The organism is Nocardia arthritidis NBRC 100137, from assembly GCF_001612765.1.
Lineage (GTDB): Bacteria > Actinomycetota > Actinomycetes > Mycobacteriales > Mycobacteriaceae > Nocardia > Nocardia arthritidis.
This window is the reverse complement of sequence record NZ_BDBB01000074.1, coordinates 1-15421: the sequence shown is the minus strand read 5'-3', so window position 1 is coordinate 15421 and position 15421 is coordinate 1. Positions and strand designations below refer to the sequence as shown.

General features: G+C 70.9%; 12 protein-coding genes. 4 read left to right on the top strand and 8 right to left on the bottom strand.

Annotated features, from left to right (window positions below; translation table 11 throughout):
* The 6 genes from NA8_RS31635 to NA8_RS31610 form a co-directional block, all read right to left on the bottom strand.
* Nucleotides 1–3177, bottom strand: a 3177-nt coding sequence (locus NA8_RS31635) for a translation initiation factor IF-2 N-terminal domain-containing protein (protein WP_063053967.1), incomplete at its 3' end; no start/stop codon positions are given.
* A 469-nt stretch (nt 3178–3646) separates the two neighbouring features.
* Nucleotides 3647–4063 (bottom strand): nucleoside-diphosphate kinase, encoded by a 417-nt coding sequence (ndk, locus tag NA8_RS31630; protein WP_063053963.1) that lies wholly within the window; start codon nt 4061–4063, stop codon nt 3647–3649.
* Nucleotides 4064–4160: 97 nt separating this feature from the next.
* Nucleotides 4161–4577: a DUF4233 domain-containing protein gene (locus tag NA8_RS31625; protein WP_040865495.1), complete on the bottom strand. Its 417-nt coding sequence runs from the start codon at nt 4575–4577 to the stop codon at nt 4161–4163.
* Nucleotides 4578–4692: 115 nt separating this feature from the next.
* The gene (gene folC / locus NA8_RS31620; RefSeq protein WP_174550170.1) at nt 4693–6099 is read right to left on the bottom strand and encodes a bifunctional tetrahydrofolate synthase/dihydrofolate synthase; all 1407 of its coding nucleotides are present in this window, start codon (nt 6097–6099) and stop codon (nt 4693–4695) included.
* A 56-nt stretch (nt 6100–6155) separates the two neighbouring features.
* The gene (locus NA8_RS31615; protein ID WP_063053962.1) at nt 6156–8834 is read right to left on the bottom strand and encodes a valine--tRNA ligase; all 2679 of its coding nucleotides are present in this window, start codon (nt 8832–8834) and stop codon (nt 6156–6158) included.
* A gap of 301 nt (nt 8835–9135) precedes the next feature.
* Nucleotides 9136–10062: an NAD(P)/FAD-dependent oxidoreductase gene (locus NA8_RS31610; RefSeq protein ID WP_063053961.1), complete on the bottom strand. Its 927-nt coding sequence runs from the start codon at nt 10060–10062 to the stop codon at nt 9136–9138.
* Between the two features lie 90 nt (nt 10063–10152).
* Here NA8_RS31610 and NA8_RS31605 point away from each other — a divergent pair, with 90 nt between their 5' ends.
* Nucleotides 10153–10746, top strand: a complete 594-nt coding sequence (locus NA8_RS31605) for a helix-turn-helix domain-containing protein (protein WP_063053960.1) — start codon at nt 10153–10155, stop codon at nt 10744–10746.
* Between the two features lie 154 nt (nt 10747–10900).
* The gene (locus NA8_RS31600; RefSeq protein ID WP_245664083.1) at nt 10901–11569 is read left to right on the top strand and encodes an AAA family ATPase; all 669 of its coding nucleotides are present in this window, start codon (nt 10901–10903) and stop codon (nt 11567–11569) included.
* A gap of 10 nt (nt 11570–11579) precedes the next feature.
* Here NA8_RS31600 and NA8_RS31595 read toward each other — a convergent pair whose 3' ends face one another.
* Both NA8_RS31595 and NA8_RS31590 read right to left on the bottom strand, forming a co-directional pair.
* The gene (locus tag NA8_RS31595) at nt 11580–12521 is read right to left on the bottom strand and encodes a YegS/Rv2252/BmrU family lipid kinase (protein WP_063053959.1); all 942 of its coding nucleotides are present in this window, start codon (nt 12519–12521) and stop codon (nt 11580–11582) included.
* Complete coding sequence (locus tag NA8_RS31590) at nt 12518–14095, bottom strand: FAD-binding oxidoreductase (RefSeq protein WP_063053964.1); 1578 nt, start codon at nt 14093–14095, stop codon at nt 12518–12520. Before NA8_RS31590 ends, NA8_RS31595 begins: the two co-directional genes overlap by 4 nt.
* Before the next feature lie 170 nt (nt 14096–14265).
* Between NA8_RS31590 and NA8_RS31585 the strand changes: the two genes are divergently transcribed.
* Nucleotides 14266–14898, top strand: coding sequence for a TetR/AcrR family transcriptional regulator (locus tag NA8_RS31585; protein ID WP_063053958.1), 633 nt, complete (start codon nt 14266–14268; stop codon nt 14896–14898).
* A gap of 45 nt (nt 14899–14943) precedes the next feature.
* The coding region (locus NA8_RS31580) for an FAD-dependent oxidoreductase (protein ID WP_157107029.1) at nt 14944–15421 on the top strand (478 nt) is incomplete at its 3' end.

The following is a 15421-nucleotide window of genomic DNA, read 5'->3' as shown; positions in this document are numbered from 1 at the left end:
TGCCGGGCGGCCGACCGCCCGCCTGCGCGGCCGACCGCGCTGCGGCAATTCGACCGGTTCCGGCTGGGAGTAGTCGATCGCGGGCGCGGGCGCCTGCTCGCCGGTGGGCAGCACGAACACCGCTCCCGAACTGTCCGCGGCGGGCGCCGCAGCCGAACGGGCAACCCTTCGGCGACGAGACGGACGGCCGGCTCCCGGTTCGGCGACACCGTTGGCGGCGGCACCGTTCTCCGATGCCGGAACGGTCTCGGCAGCCGGGGCCGGCTCGGCGACAGGCTCGGCCGCGGGAGTCGGAACCGACTTCTCGACGGCGGCGGGCTCCTGCGCCGGTACCGGCTCGACCCGCTCGACTTCCTCGATGACCTCGACCACTTCGGCGGGCTCGGTCTCCGGCTCCTCGGCGGGCACCGCCACGGCGGCCTCGACAGTCTCGGCGACCACCCGCTCGTCGGCGGGCTGCTCGGCGCTCGCGGCCCGCGGCTCGGCGGCGGTCTCCTCGACCGGTTCCGACTCCTGCTCGGTGTCCTCCGAGTGGTGCGCGGCCATCGCGAGCGCGACCGGATGCGCCCGTTTGACGGCCGCGTCTTCCTCGGGCTCGATCGCGGGTCCGGACCCGTTGGCGGGCTGGGCCGGCGCCTGCGCGCTCTTGTCCCGGCCACGACGCCTACGCGAACCGCTCTCCTTGGTGCGCACGGCGGCCTCTTCGCCGGAACCGGGCTCCACCGGGTAGGCGTGCACGAGGATGCCGCGTCCGTGGCAGTGCTCGCAGGTGGTGGAGAACGCCTCGACCAGGCCGGTGCCCAGCTTCTTGCGGGTCATCTGCACCAGGCCCAGCGAGGTGACCTCGGAGACCTGGTGGCGGGTGCGGTCCCGGCCCAGCGCCTCGGTCAGGCGGCGCAGCACCAGGTCGCGGTTGGACTCGAGCACCATGTCGATGAAGTCGACGACGATCATGCCGCCGATGTCGCGCAGCCGCATCTGGCGCACGATCTCCTCGGCCGCCTCCAGGTTGTTCCTGGTGACGGTCTCTTCCAGGTTGCTGCCGCCGGAACCGGTGAACTTGCCGGTGTTCACGTCGATCACCGTCATGGCCTCGGTGCGGTCGATCACCAGTGTGCCGCCCGAGGGCAGCCACACCTTGCGATCCAGCGCCTTGGCCAGCTGTTCGTCGATCCGGTAGGTCTCGAATACGTCGACGCCGTTGTTGTCGTGCCGGTTGACCCGGGCGAGCAGGTCCGGCGCGACGGTGCCGATGTACTTCTCGACCGTGCTCCAGGCCCGGTCACCCTCGATGACCAGCTTGGAGAAGTCCTCGTTGAACAGGTCGCGGATGACCTTGACCAGCAGGTCCGGCTCTTCGTAGAGCGTTTTGGGCGCGTTGTTGTCCTTGCCGGTCTGCTGCTGGATCGTGCGCCAGGTGGCCTGCAGCCGCTCCACGTCGCGGGCCAGCTCGGTCTCACTGACGCCTTCGGAGGCGGTGCGGATGATCACACCGGCGTCGGAGGGCACGATGTCGCGCAGGATCTCCTTCAGGCGCTTGCGCTCGGTGTCCGGCAGCTTGCGGCTGATTCCGGTGGAGGTGCCGCCGGGCACATACACCAGGAAGCGCCCGGCCAGGCTGATCTGCGTGGTCAGACGAGCGCCCTTGTGGCCGACCGGATCCTTGCTCACCTGGACCAGCACCTGGTCGCCCGGCTTGAGCGCCTGCTCGATCTTGCGCTCCTTACCGCCGAGCCCGGCGGCCTCCCAGTTGACCTCACCGGCGTAGAGCACGCCGTTGCGGCCGCGGCCGATGTCGACGAACGCGGCCTCCATGCTGGGCAGGACGTTCTGCACCCTGCCGAGGTAGACGTTGCCGACCATGGACGCCGAACCGGTGCTCGTCACGAAGTGCTCGACCAGAACGTTGTCCTCGAGCACGGCCACCTGCGTCGCGGTGGGGTGGTCGGAGAAGGACTTCTCGCGCACGACCATCACGCGATCGACGGCTTCGCGCCGGGCCAGGAATTCCGACTCGGTCAGGATCGGCGGACGACGGCGGCCCGCCTCGCGTCCGTCGCGACGGCGCTGCCGCTTGGCTTCCAGCCGGGTGGAGCCGGTGATGCCCTGGACCTCGTCGGCCGCGGCGGCGCGGCTGCGGGTCTTGTTGCGCGGCTCGCGCTCGTGCACGACCGTGTTCGGCGGATCGTCGTCGGCCGATTCGCTATCGCCCGCCTCACCGGCCACCTTGCGGCGACGACGGCGACGCCGACGACGGGTGGAGCCTTCCGGCGCACCGTCCTCGTCGTCCCCCTCGCCCTCGGCGGTCTCGGCGGACTCGCTGGTCTCGGCGGACTCGCTGGTCTCGGGAGCCTGCTCGTCCTCGGTCTCGGACTCGCTCTCCTCGCCCTCGCCGTCACCGTCGGACTGCTGCTCACCACGGCCGCGGCCGCGTCCGCGGCGGCCACGGCGCCTGCGGCGAGGCTGTCCTTCGTCATCCTGCTGGTCGGCCGACTCGCGCTCGTCCTCGGTGGGCTCGGTCTCGTCCTCGGCGGGCTCGGGCGCCCGCTCCTCGGTGCGCCGAGTGTCGCGCTCGGCGCGACGCTGCTTGCGCGCCTGCTCGGCCGCCGCGGCGTCCGGCGACAGGAACAGCGGCGCCTGCACCGCGGCGGCGGCCTCGAACACCGCCGGGGCCACCGGCTCGGGCTCCGGTCGCTCCGAGTGCGTGAACAGTTGCGTGTGCTGGGTAGCCGAAGTGCCGGTCGGCACGGGCGTGGCGCCCGGCACCTCCGGCGCGGAGAAGAGGACGCCCGCACCGGTGAAGGGCGTCTCGGCGGGCGCTTCCCGCCCGGCTTCAGCCTGCTGTCCGCCCACGACCGGGGCGGTCGCCGCACCGGTCGTGGCGTCTTCGGGGGGCTCGGCGGTCCGCGCCGGCGCAGAGGCGTCTACCTGGCCCGTGGCGGGCTGCGCGGCCGCGGCGTCCGCCTCGACCGTCACCAGGGCGTCGCGCACCGACTCCGCGACGGCCCGGTCGACGTTCGACTGGGCGCTGCGCGCGTCCGCCCCCATCTCGGTCAGTTTGGCCAGGATGCGCTTGCTCGTTACCCCCAGCAGCTTGGCGAGTGCATGAACTCGGATTCGCTCCGGCAATTGTTCGGCATCCTGTGATGTTGTTTCCAGCGGCTCTTGATCGGCCACGAAGTCTCCTCGGGCCCCCGGGCGCGTCCCTCCCGGCGGGAGTGACGCGGCCGACGCGGGGGCGCTGTCCGTTCGACCCGCACCCGGTGGGCGCGAGTTCAAGTGGTCTCGCCCCGCGTGCCCGGTTATCTCTCGGTTTTTCGTCGTTCGGGCTAACTGGTCACGCGGCGCCTGGCTGTATGGCTGAACTCCACGGTACGAGCGCTCATCCAGCGTGCCTGCGCAGACATCCGACCCTGTAACCAGGCCGTTTGTCCATGGCAGCGATGATCGGCATCGAACCGTGGTGTCATCCGGCTGCGCTCGTCACGTCTCGTTCGCGCACCTGCACGAACAGTCGGCATCGAAAGCAGCCGATGCCAGTATCCCACACCGCGCGCCGGGCGTTCGCCATCGGCGCTCGAACCGGTCCGGCCCGCGGCGCGAACACGCCGGTCGCGGCGGCGCGGGCACGGCGCTCGAGACTCGGTCAGGCGGGCCGATCGGGGAACCAGAGCGCGATCTCGCGCTTGGCCGATTCGGGTGAATCCGAGCCGTGGACCAGGTTCTCCTGGGTCTCCAGAGCGAAGTCTCCGCGAATGCTGCCGGGCACGGCCTTCTCCACCGGGTCGGTGCCGCCTGCGATCTGGCGGAACGCGGCGATGGCGCGAGGGCCTTCCAGGATGGCAGCGACGACCGGGCCCGAGGTGATGAACTCGATCAGGGAACCGAAGAACGGCTTCTCGGCGTGCTCGGCGTAGTGGCCCTCGGCCAGTTCCTCGGATACGTGCTTCAGTTCGAGGGCGGCGATCTTCAGGCCCTTGCGCTCGATACGTGCCAGCACCTCGCCGACAAGGCCACGGGCCACACCGTCCGGCTTGATGAGTACCAACGTCTGCTCAGTCACGGCGCACAGCCTATCCGGCACACTTCCGGGCACCGCACCAGCGGTCGGACTGACCGGCGTCCCGCTGGCGCAGCAGCCGCGCCCGCGTGCCCTGCGGCTACGACCGCTGGATGCGCTGACTGGGCAGCAAGCCCTTCTCCATCCGGCCGCGCACGTCGGCGCGCAGCACCAGCAGGAAGCCCCAGACCACGCCGAACACCACGCCTATGACGCCGATGGACACGTGGATGAACGCGCCGAGCAGGACGAGCACCTGGAGCCCGAGGTTGAACGGCAGCGCCCAGGACCGCCGCTGCACCCCCGCCCCGAGGAACATCACCACCGCGAGAACCACGAGGTAGGTGCCGGACAGCCAGGTCACCCCGCCACCGACGTCGGCGACCACCGGCAGCGCCAGCAGCACCACGATCGCCTCGAGCACCAACGTTCCCGCCATCACCCCGCGGAAACCCTTCCACGGGTCGGTCGCGGGCGCGGGTACCGCTTGCTCGCCTCGGTCGGCCGGTTCGCTCATGCTGTGCCCTCCTCGGCATCCGCCGGGCTCTCGGGGTGTCCGGCGTTCGTGCGGTGGTTCTCGACGAGCGCGGACCCGCCGTGGTCACCTAGGCCGCCGTCGGTGAGCCCGGCACTCACGCCGGGTCCTTCCCGAACAGCGCGCGGGCCGCCCCGGCCGTGACCACCGACCCCGTCACCACCACTCCCGCGCCGGAGACCATCTCGCCCGCCTCGCCCACCTCTTCGGCGATCGCGATGGCGGTCTCCAGCGCGTCGGGCAGGGTGGCGGCGGAGACCACGCGCTCGTCGCCGAACCGCTGCACCGCGAGGTCGGCGAGGGTCTCCACGTCCAGCGCGCGAGGCGAACCATTGCTGGTGACGACGATCTCGTCGAACACCGGCTCCAGGGCGGCGAGGATGCCCTCGGCGTCCTTGTCACCGAGCACCGCGACCACACCGACCAGCTTGCGGAAGTCGAACTCCTCGGTCAGCGTCGCGGCCAGCGCTCGCGCGCCCGCCGGATTGTGCGCGGCGTCGATGAAGATGGTCGGCGCGCTGCGCATCCGCTCCAGCCGCCCGGGGCTGGTGACGCTCGCGAAACCGGCGCGCACGGCGTCGATGTCCAGTTTGCGCTGCGCGCCCGCGCCGAAGAACGCCTCCACCGCCGCGAGCGCGAGCACCGCGTTACGCGCTTGGTGCTCGCCGTGCAGCGGCAGGAAGATCTCGTCGTACACCCCGCCCAGGCCCTGCAATTCGAGTTGCTGCCCGCCCACCGCGATCTGCCGGGCGAGCACGCGGAACTCGGCGCCCTCGCGCGCGACCGCGGCGTCCACCGCCACGGCGCGGCGCAGCAGCACCTCCATCGCCTCGGGGTCCTGCTCGGCGATCACCGCGACGTTGTCGCGCGGTATCAGGCTCTCGGGGGCCCGCTTGATGATCCCGGCCTTCTCCCCCGCGATCGAGGTCAGATCCGGGCCGAGGTAGTCGGTGTGATCCAAGCCGATCGGTGTGATCACCGCGACCTGCCCGTCGACGACGTTCGTGGCGTCCCAGGTGCCGCCCATCCCCGTCTCGACGACCGCGACGTCGACCGGCGCCTCGGCGAAGGCGGCGAAGGCCATGCCGGTGAGCACCTCGAACTTGCTCATGGCGGGCCCGCCCGCGGCCGCGGACTGCTTGTCGATCATCTCGACGAAAGGCAGCAGTTCGCGGTAGAGCTCCACGTACCGGGCCGGGGTGATCGGTGCGTTGTCGATGCTGATCCGCTCGGTGGCCAGCTGCAGATGCGGGCTGGTGATCCGGCCGGTGCGCCGATGCAGCGCGGTGAGCAGCGCGTCGATCATCCTGGTCACCGAAGTCTTGCCGTTGGTGCCCGCGATGTGGATCGCCGGGTAGTTCTGCTGCGGCGAACCGAGCAGGTCCATCAGCGTGGCGATCCTGGTGAGCGACGGCTCGATCTTGGTCTCCGGCCAGCGCCGGTCGAGTTCCGCCTCGACCAGCGCCATCTCGGCCAGTTCGACCGGCGACGGGCCGGAGCCCAGCCGCGCTCCGCCGCCACGGCGCTCGTCGTCGCCGTACTGCGGTTCCGGCTCGTGGTTCACTTGCCGCTCAACTCCGCCAGTCGCGCCCCGATGCGCGCCACCTCGTCGGAGGCGACCTGCTGCCTGCCGCGGATCTTGTCGACCACGTGCTCGGGCGCCTTGGCCAGGAACGCCTCGTTGCCGAGCTTGGCCGCGGTGCCCTGCAGTTCCTTCTGCGCGGCGGCCAGATCCTTCTCCAGCCTGCGGCGTTCGGCGTCCAGGTCGACCGCGCCCGAGGTGTCCAGCTCCACGGTGACCGTTCCGGCGCTCAGGCGGACCTCCACCGACGCGGTCGCGGCGAAGTCGGCGCCGGGCTCGGTCAGCCGCGCCAGGTTCGCCACCGAGGCCGCCTGCTCGCCGAGCCCCGCCTCGTCGACGCCGAGCAGCTTGGCCGCGACCTTCTGCTTGTCGGCCAGGCCCTGGTCGCTGCGGAACCGCCGGATCTCCGTGATCAACCGCTGGGTGTCCGAGACGCGTTGCGCCGCTTCCTGATCCGCCGCCGCGCCGGAGGCCTGCGGCCACGGCGCGATCACCACCGACTCACCGCCGGTCAGCGCCTGCCACAACGACTCGGTGACGAATGGGATGACCGGGTGCAGCAGTCGCAGCACCGCGTCGAGCACCGACCCGAGCACCAGCTGGGTCGCCTCGGCGCGTGCGCCGTCGGCGGCGAACTGCACCTTGGCCAGCTCCAGGTACCAGTCGCACAGCTCGTCCCAGGCGAAGTGGTAGAGCGCCTCGCACGCCTTGCCGAACTCGTAGGCGTCGAACGCGGCGTCCGCTTCGGCGCGCACCGCGTCCAGCCGGTCCAGGATCCAGCGGTCGGCGTCGGTGAGCTGCGCTCGATCGGGCAGATCGCCCACCCGCGCGCCGTTCATCAGCGCGAACTTGGTCGCGTTGAACAGCTTCGTCACGAAGCTGCGCGAGGCGAGCACGTGCGGCTCGCCAACCGACAGGTCACCGCCGGGCTGCGCGCCGCGCGCGAGGGTGAACCGGGTGGCGTCGGCGCCGAAGGTGTTGATCCAGTCCAGCGGGTCGATGCCGTTGCCGCGCGATTTGGACATCTTCTTGCCGAACTGGTCGCGGATCAGGCCGTGCAGGAACACGTCCTTGAACGGCACCTGCCGCTCGCCGCTCTTGCCCGCGGTCAGCGTGGCGTCCTCGGCGACGTAGGTGCCGAACATCATCATCCGCGCCACCCAGAAGAACAGGATGTCGTAGCCGGTGACGAGCACGCTGGTGGGATAGAACTTCTCCAGCTCGGCGGTGGCGTGCGGCCAGCCCATCGTGGAGAACGGCCACAGGCCGGAGGAGAACCAGGTGTCGAGCACGTCGGGGTCCTGCACCCAGCCCTCGGGCGCCTGCTCGTCGGGCCCGACGCACACCACTTCGCCCTCGGGCCCGTACCAGATCGGGATGCGGTGGCCCCACCACAGCTGCCGCGAGATGCACCAGTCGTGCATGTCGTCGACCCAGCCGAACCAGCGCGGCTCCTGGCTCTTGGGATGGATCACGGTGTCGCCGCTGCGCACGGCGTCGCCGGCCGCCTTGGCCAGCGACTCGACCTTCACCCACCACTGCATGGACAGGCGCGGCTCGATCGCCTCGCCGGTGCGCTCGGAGTGCCCGACGCTGTGCAGGTACGGCCGCTTCTCGGCGACCACCCGGCCCTCCCGCGCGAGCCGCTCACGCACCTTCACACGCGCCTCGAACCGGTCCATGCCGTCGAATTCGGTTCCGGTTCCGGTGATCCGGCCCCGCTCGTCCATGATCGTCGGCATCGGCAGCCCGTGCCGCAGACCCATCTCGAAGTCGTTGGGGTCGTGCGCCGGTGTGATCTTCACCGCGCCCGAGCCGAATTCGGGATCGACGTAGTCGTCGGCGATGATCGGGATCTGCCGCCCGGTGATCGGATGTTCCAGGGTGGTACCGATCAAGGCCCGGTACCGCGGGTCCTCCGGATGCACGGCCACCGCCGTGTCGCCGAGCATGGTCTCCACCCGGGTGGTGGCCACGACGACATGCGGCCGGTCGTCGTCCAGCGACCCGTAGCGCAGCGAGACCAGCTCGCCTTCCACGTCCTCGTACTTGACCTCGATGTCGGAGATCGCGGTGCGCAGCTCCGGCGACCAGTTCACCAGCCGCTCCGCGCGGTAGATCAGGCCCGCGTCGTAGAGCCGCTTGAACATGGTCTGCACGGCGCGCGAGAGGCCCTCGTCCATGGTGAAGCGGTCCCGGCTCCAGTCCACGCCGTCGCCGAGCGCGCGCATCTGCCACTGGATGGCGCCGCCGGACTCCCGCTTCCAGTCCCAGACCTTCTGCACGAACAGCTCGCGGCCGAAGTCTTCCTTGGTCTTGCCGTCCACCGCGAGCTGCTTTTCCACCACGGTCTGGGTGGCGATGCCCGCGTGGTCCATGCCGGGCAGCCAGAGCACCTCGTAGCCCTGCATGCGCTTGCGGCGCGACAGCGTGTCCATCAGGGTGTGGTCGAGCGCGTGGCCCATGTGCAGCGTGCCGGTGACGTTCGGCGGCGGCAGCACGATCGAGTAGGCAGGCTTGCCGCTGCCCGGGTCGGCGGTGAAATAGCCCGCGGCTACCCAGCGCTCGTACATCTCGGCCTCCACCTCGCTGGGAGTCCAGCTCTTGGGGAGGGCATCGGCACGATTACGCGTGTTGTCAGGGGCTGCGCTGGTCACCCCGCGATTCTAGAGCGCGTCGATCCACCGACTTCGGGTCGGTCGGCCGGGTCACCGCTCCCGCGGAGCCGCCGGTCGGCGCCGCGCCGGAAATCGTGAGGGATATCCGCCTGCCGAGTGGCGCTCGATACGAACCGTATGGAGCTGTATTACGCGACGGAGACAAAGAAAGGCGGAGTCTTCGGTGGATGAGGGACACCGAACACTCCGCCTATGTCAGTAGCTTACCGGCGATCCGAGGCCGGGCCTGGAATCCATAAGTAATTCTCAGCTTCCGCGTTTCGTACCTCGATATTCCCCCTCAACGGGCGAGCACGGTGACATCGGCCGACACCAAGTCGCCGTTGATCGCGATCGCGGCGGTGGATCCCGCCCCGGCGGCGGAGATCACCTGAGCTGCCGGATTGCCGACGTTGCCCGCGGCCCAGACTCCCGGCACGCTGGTGCGCCCGGTCGCGTCCGTCACCACCCAGCCGTCGGCGTCGAACGCGCAGCCGAACCCGACCAGCACGTCGTCGTTGGCACGGAAGGTCGGCGTGACGAACATCGCCGTCCTCGGCACCGCTCGTCCGTCGGCCAGTTCCACGCCGCGCAGCCGGTCGTCCACCACGAACCGGGCCACCTCGCCCTCGATCAGCCGGACCCCGCGCGCGTCCAGGCGAGCGCGATCACTCTCGGACAGGGGCATCGTGTTCGGGAAGAAGACGACGTCGTCCGACCACTGCGGCAGCAGCAGCGCCAAATGCACCGCGCGGGCCAGGGCGCCGGGTTGCACACCGCCCAGCACCCCGATCGGCTGGTCGCGAACCTCGTAACCGTGGCAGTAGGGGCAATGCAGCACGTCACGGCCCCAGCGCTCACGCACTCCGGCCAGCTCCGGGAGTTCGTCGCGCAACCCGGTGGCCACGAGCACGCGGCGAGCCCGCAACGCCCCGCCGCCGCGCAGCCGCAGCGTGTAGTCCGACTCCCCCGTCCGTTCCGCGCCGACGACGGCGTCATCGATCAGTTCCGCGCCGTAGCTCGTGACCTCGGCGGCACCGGTCGCCAGCAGCTCGGCCGGCGCCATCCCGTCCCGGGACAGGAACCCGTGCATGTGCTCGGCCGGGGCGTTGCGCGGCGCACCGCCCCTGACCACCGCGACTCGCCGCCGCGCGCGGGCCAGGACCAGCGCCCCGGACAGTCCCGCCGCGCCGCCACCCACGATCACTACGTCGTATGTCTCGCTCATTCGCGATCACCTCCACGGACACCGTGCCGTCCTCCTCCCAATTCAGCAACTAAAATTGCCAAATCAGGGAAATCGGAGTGCACTGGGGACATGTCCACCCCACCGGCCGTCACCCAGGCCCTCGCCGACATCGGCCCCCGGCTGAAAGCACTGCGCACCCGCCGCAGCGTCACGCTCACCGCGCTGGCGGAGAGCACCGGGATCTCCAAGAGCACGCTCTCGCGGCTGGAGTCCGGCCAGCGAAAAGCCAGTCTGGAACTGCTGCTGCCGATCGCGATGGCCCATCAGGTTCCGTTGGACGAACTGGTGGCCGCGCCCAAGATCGCCGATCCCCGGGTTCACTCCACGGCGCGGAAGCTGAACGGAATCAGCATCCTTCCGCTCACCCGGCAACCGGGACCGCTGCAGGCGTTCAAGATCGTCATTCCGCCCGAGCGCTGCGAACCGGACCCGAAGGTGCACGAGGGCTTCGAGTGGCTCTACGTGCTTTCCGGACGACTGCGGCTGGTGCTCGGCGAGCACGATCTGGTGCTCGGTCCCGGCGAGGCCGCGGAATTCGACACGCGCCAACCGCATTGGTTCGGCAGCGCCGGCCGGGGCCCGGTGGAAATCCTGAGCCTTTTCGGATCGCAGGGTGAACGAATGCATCTGCGCGCACGGTCGGCGGGTCGCAAACCGGGGTAAGCACTGTCTGAAATGTCCGATATTGCCGAACCGGTGAAAACGAAGGACCCTGGAGAGGGTGAATACCCCAGGCGTCCCACCTCCGGTGAATCCCCAAGAAAAACCAGGGTTTTCCCGGTTGCCGAACACGTGTCGGCTGCGGACGCTGGGAGAGGTGAACCCCCCGCTGGAATCCGTGCACGCGCACGCCCCCGAACCCCGGCTGCCGATCCTGGTCCCGGACGCGCTGCACGATCTGCGCGGCCGCGCGATCGCGGAGATCCGGTATCCCGCGGCGGCGGCGCTGATCGTCGCGGGCGTCCCCGGCGCGGGCAAGAGCACCGCGCTGCGCAAGTTCTTCGGCGCCGATGCCACGGCCACCGCGCCGTCGCGCAGCGCCGCCGGGGTGCTGGTGCTCGACTCGATGCAGGCACGCAATCGCTGGCGGCCCAAGCTGTGGTGGCTGCCCTACCTGTTGTGGCGCCCGCTGGTGCACGCCGCGCACTTCCTGGCCATTCGCACCGCGCTGCGGGAGGTCGACGGCCCTGTCGTCATCCACGACTGCGCCACGTTCCGCTGGGCGCGCACCCTGATCGAGCGTTGGGCGGCCGATCGCGAACTGCACCTGCTCATGGTCGACGTGCCCGCGGCGGTGGCGCGCGCGGGCCAGCACAGCCGCGGCAGGCGGATCAACCATGTGGCGTTCCGGCTGCACGTGCGGCGCTGGCGGCGACTGATGCGCGCGGTGTCGACGGAGCATCGCTCGGCTGCCCGCGCGTCACGGTCGGTGGTCATCGTCGACCGCGCGACCGTGAACCACTTGCGCTGCGTGAGTTTCGCCTGACCGGCGCGGGTCAGGGCACCAGAACGGTCAACGCCGCGGGGACCGCGCGGATGGTGATCGGCAGGGTGCCCGCCGGTTCGCCGTCGGCGGTGGCGGGCGCGCCCGCCGCGGTGAGCGTCACCGCGGCGGCGCGGAACTGCTTGACCTGCGGGTGATCCTGGCGTTTGCCCGCCGAGAGCGCGGGCAGCAGGCGCAGCATCTCCCCGCGCGACAACGCGCCGACCACGGTCAGGTCCAGCAGACCGTCGTCCATGAGCGCGTCCGGGCAGATCAGCATGCCGCCGCCGTAGGTGCGGGTGTTGCCGACCGCGACCATGACCGCCTCGGTCTCCAGCACCGAGCCCGCGCCGGGGTTGGTCAGCCCGTCGGTCACCGCGTCCACCAGTTCGACCCGGTAGGGCACCGTGAAGCGCCCGGAGATCTCGGCCAGCGCGGCGGCGGTGTAGCGCAGTCTGCCTTTCGGCCAACGCATCTCGTTGGCGCGCAAAGTGACCCGCGCGTCGAATCCGGTGCCGGCCACCGTGGCGAACCACATCGGCGGCACGGACGATTCGATCCGGCCGAGATCGATCGTCCTGGTCCGCCCGCGCAGCACCAGCGCGGCGGCGGCGACCGGATCGTCGGTCGGCACACCGAGTTCCCTGGCCAGATCGTTGCCGGTGCCCGCGGGGATCATGCCGAGCGGAACCCCGGTCTCCGCGACGGCCGGAAGGGTCACGTTGAGCAGCCCGTCGCCGCCGATGCAGACCACGGCATCGGGCGCCGCGACCGCGACCGAATCCCGCACCCGCCGGACCGTTTCGGCGGCCGAGGGGGCACACACCTCGGTGACCTCGGCGCCGCCGGCACGCAGGCGGGCGATCGCGGCGGTCGCCGCATCGCTTCCCTTGCTCTGCCGGGACCGCGGATTGGTCACCACCGTGACCGTGCGTACGGGTGAATAGTCGTTCACGGCACCAGCTTTCCGGGATTCAGGATGCCGGCCGGGTCGAGTTCGGCCTTCACCGCGCGCAGGACGCGCACGCCCAGATCACCCACTTCGTCCGGGACCCAGGGACGGTGATCGGTGCCCACCGCGTGGTGGTGGGTGATGGTGGCGCCCGCCGCGACGATAGCGTCACCCGCGGCGCGCTTGGCGGGCTGCCACTGGGCCAGCGGGTCGTCCAGCTGCTTGGCCACCACGGTGAAGTACAGCGACGCGCCGGTCGGGTAGGTGTGCGAGATGTGGCACATGACCAGGGGCGGCGTCCCCTGCGCCGCCAGCGACTCGGTCAGCGCCGCGGTCACCTTCGCCTTCAGCGCGCTCAGATTCGACCAGGTGGTGGCGGTCTCGAGGGTTTCACAGAGCACGCCGACGTCCAGGAGCGCGTCGCGCAGGTACGGGGCGGCGAAACGACCGTGCTCCCACTCCCGGGCCGGCGTCTCCCCCAGGGCCGAGCCGCCCGCCGCGGCCAGCACGGCACCCGCTTCGGCGCTGCGCGCGGCGACGTGCGCCGCGCTGCCCTCGTAGGTGGTGACGGCCAGGCATCCCGCCACCGGGTTGCCGCCGATATCGCCGGAGCGGGCGAGGTTGATCCCGGTCTCCGCCTCGTCGGAGAGCCGCAGCACCGTCGGCGCCGCGCCCGCCTGTACCACCGCGCGCAACGCGGCGGCGCCGGTGGCGAAATCCGGGAACGACCATGCCTGATAGGCAACGGTTTCCGGGACCGGGTGCACCCGCAGGGTGACCTCGGTGATCACACCGAGCGTTCCCTCCGATCCGACGAACAGCTCGCGCAGGTCCGGCCCGGCGGCCGAAGCGGGGGCGCGCCCGAGCACGAGCGTGCCACCGGGCGTGGCGATCTTCAGCCGCTGCACCATGTCGTCGAAGCGGCCGTAGCCCGCCGAGGCCTGGCCGGACGACCGCGTCGCCGCGAAGCCGCCGATGGTGGCGAACTCGAAACTCTGCGGGAAGTGGCCGAGGGACAGGCCGTGCGCACCGAGCAGTTCCTCCGCACGCGGACCGGTGAGACCGGCGCCGAGCGTGACGGTACCGCTGATCGGGTCGATCTCGGTGAGCCCGTCGAGCCTGCGCAGATCCAGGGCGATCACGGTGTCGAAGCGCCCGCGCACGGGATCGACGCCGCCGACGACGCTGGTGCCGCCGCCGAACGGAACGACCGCGACGGCGTGCCGCGCGCAGTAGGCGAGCACGGCGAGAACCTCGTCGTGGTCGGCGGGGAAGACGACGGCATCCGGCGCGTCCTGTGGCCCCTCGGCCCGGCGGCGCAGCAGATCGGGTGTGCTCTTCCCCCCGGCGTGCCGCAGCCGATCGCGGTGGTCGGCCGACACGTTCTCCGCGCCGACCACCTCGATCAACCCAGCTCGTCGCGTCGGCGTCAACGCCGATTCGCGCAGTGGCACGTCGCCCTCATCGCGGCGCGCCACCGGATTGCCGGACACTCCGAACACCTGCGTCAGCAGACCACGGATCCGCTCCGAAAGTGGCTGGTGCCCAGCCGGGATACCCCAGGCATCCCAGACCATACTCGCGGCTGGTCCGGCCGGACCGGTCTTCGCCGACACAGCCGGATCGCCGTCGGTCTGCTGCTGCGTGTCCACCATGCGTTACAGTTTGACATAGACTGTCAAGCAGTAACGCACGCTCGGACCTCGCCGGCGCCTCGTCGTCGGCCGATCTACCCCGGTGGTGACTTTTGACCGCTCCCGACGACCCCGCCGAGAGCCTCTCGGCGACCGACCTGGCGATTCTCGACGCCGCCCGCGCCTGCGTGGAGGAGTTCGGCGTGCGCCGCACCACGCTCACCGAGGTGGCGCGCCGGGCGGGCGTCAGCAGGCCGACCGTGTACCGCCGCTGGCCGGATACCGGCGCGCTGGTAGCCGAGCTGCTGGTCCGCGAGCTGCGCGACATCGTGTCGGCCACCATGCCGTCCGCAGGTAGCGCACGCGTCAGGCTGGTCGAGGGCGTGGTCGCCGGAGCGGCGATGGTCCGGGCGAATCCGTTGTTCGGCAAGATCTTCCGCACCGACACCGATCTGATGCTCACCTACGTCTTCGGCAGGCTGGGGCGCAACCAGCGCGCGCTGATCGAGCTGTTCGCGGCCGGCATCCGCGACGGGCAGCGCGACGGTTCCATCCGCGCGGGCGATCCGGAGCGAATGGCCACGATGCTGCTGCTGATCGCCCAGTCCGCGGTGCAGTCGGCGGGCACCGTCGCGCCGCTGCTGGCGGGTGAGCACCTCGACACCGAACTCCGTCGCGCGATCGACGGATATCTCGACGATCGCGCCCGCGAAGCGGTCGAAGACTCCGCCCGAGAGCGGCCGTGATGAGTACGCGTCCGCCCGGTTCCGCCGCATTCGAAAGGCATCGTGATGACTGTTGATTCGGGGCGTACCGGAGACTCCGCGTTGAACGCCGCGCGCCGCGCCGCGGATCTGTCCCGGCTCGGCGACGGCGCCGAGATCGACGTCCTGGTGATCGGCGGAGGCGTCACCGGCGCGGGTGCCGCCTTGGACGCCGCCGCCCGCGGACTGCGCACCGTGCTGGTCGAGCGCCACGACCTGGCCTTCGGCACCAGCCGCTGGAGTTCCAAGCTGGTGCACGGCGGCCTGCGCTATCTGGCGAGCGGCCGGGTCGGCATCGCCCACGAGAGCGCGGTGGAACGCGGCATCCTCATGCGCACCACAGCGCCGCATCTGGTGCGTCCACTGCCCCAACTGGTGCCGCTGCTGCCGAATGTCGGCGCGGCGCAAGCGGCGCTGGTGCGCGCCGGTTTCCTGGCCGGTGATCTGCTGCGGCGCGGCGCGGGCACCCCCGCGGCGATCCTGCCCCGGTCCCGCCGCGTCGCCG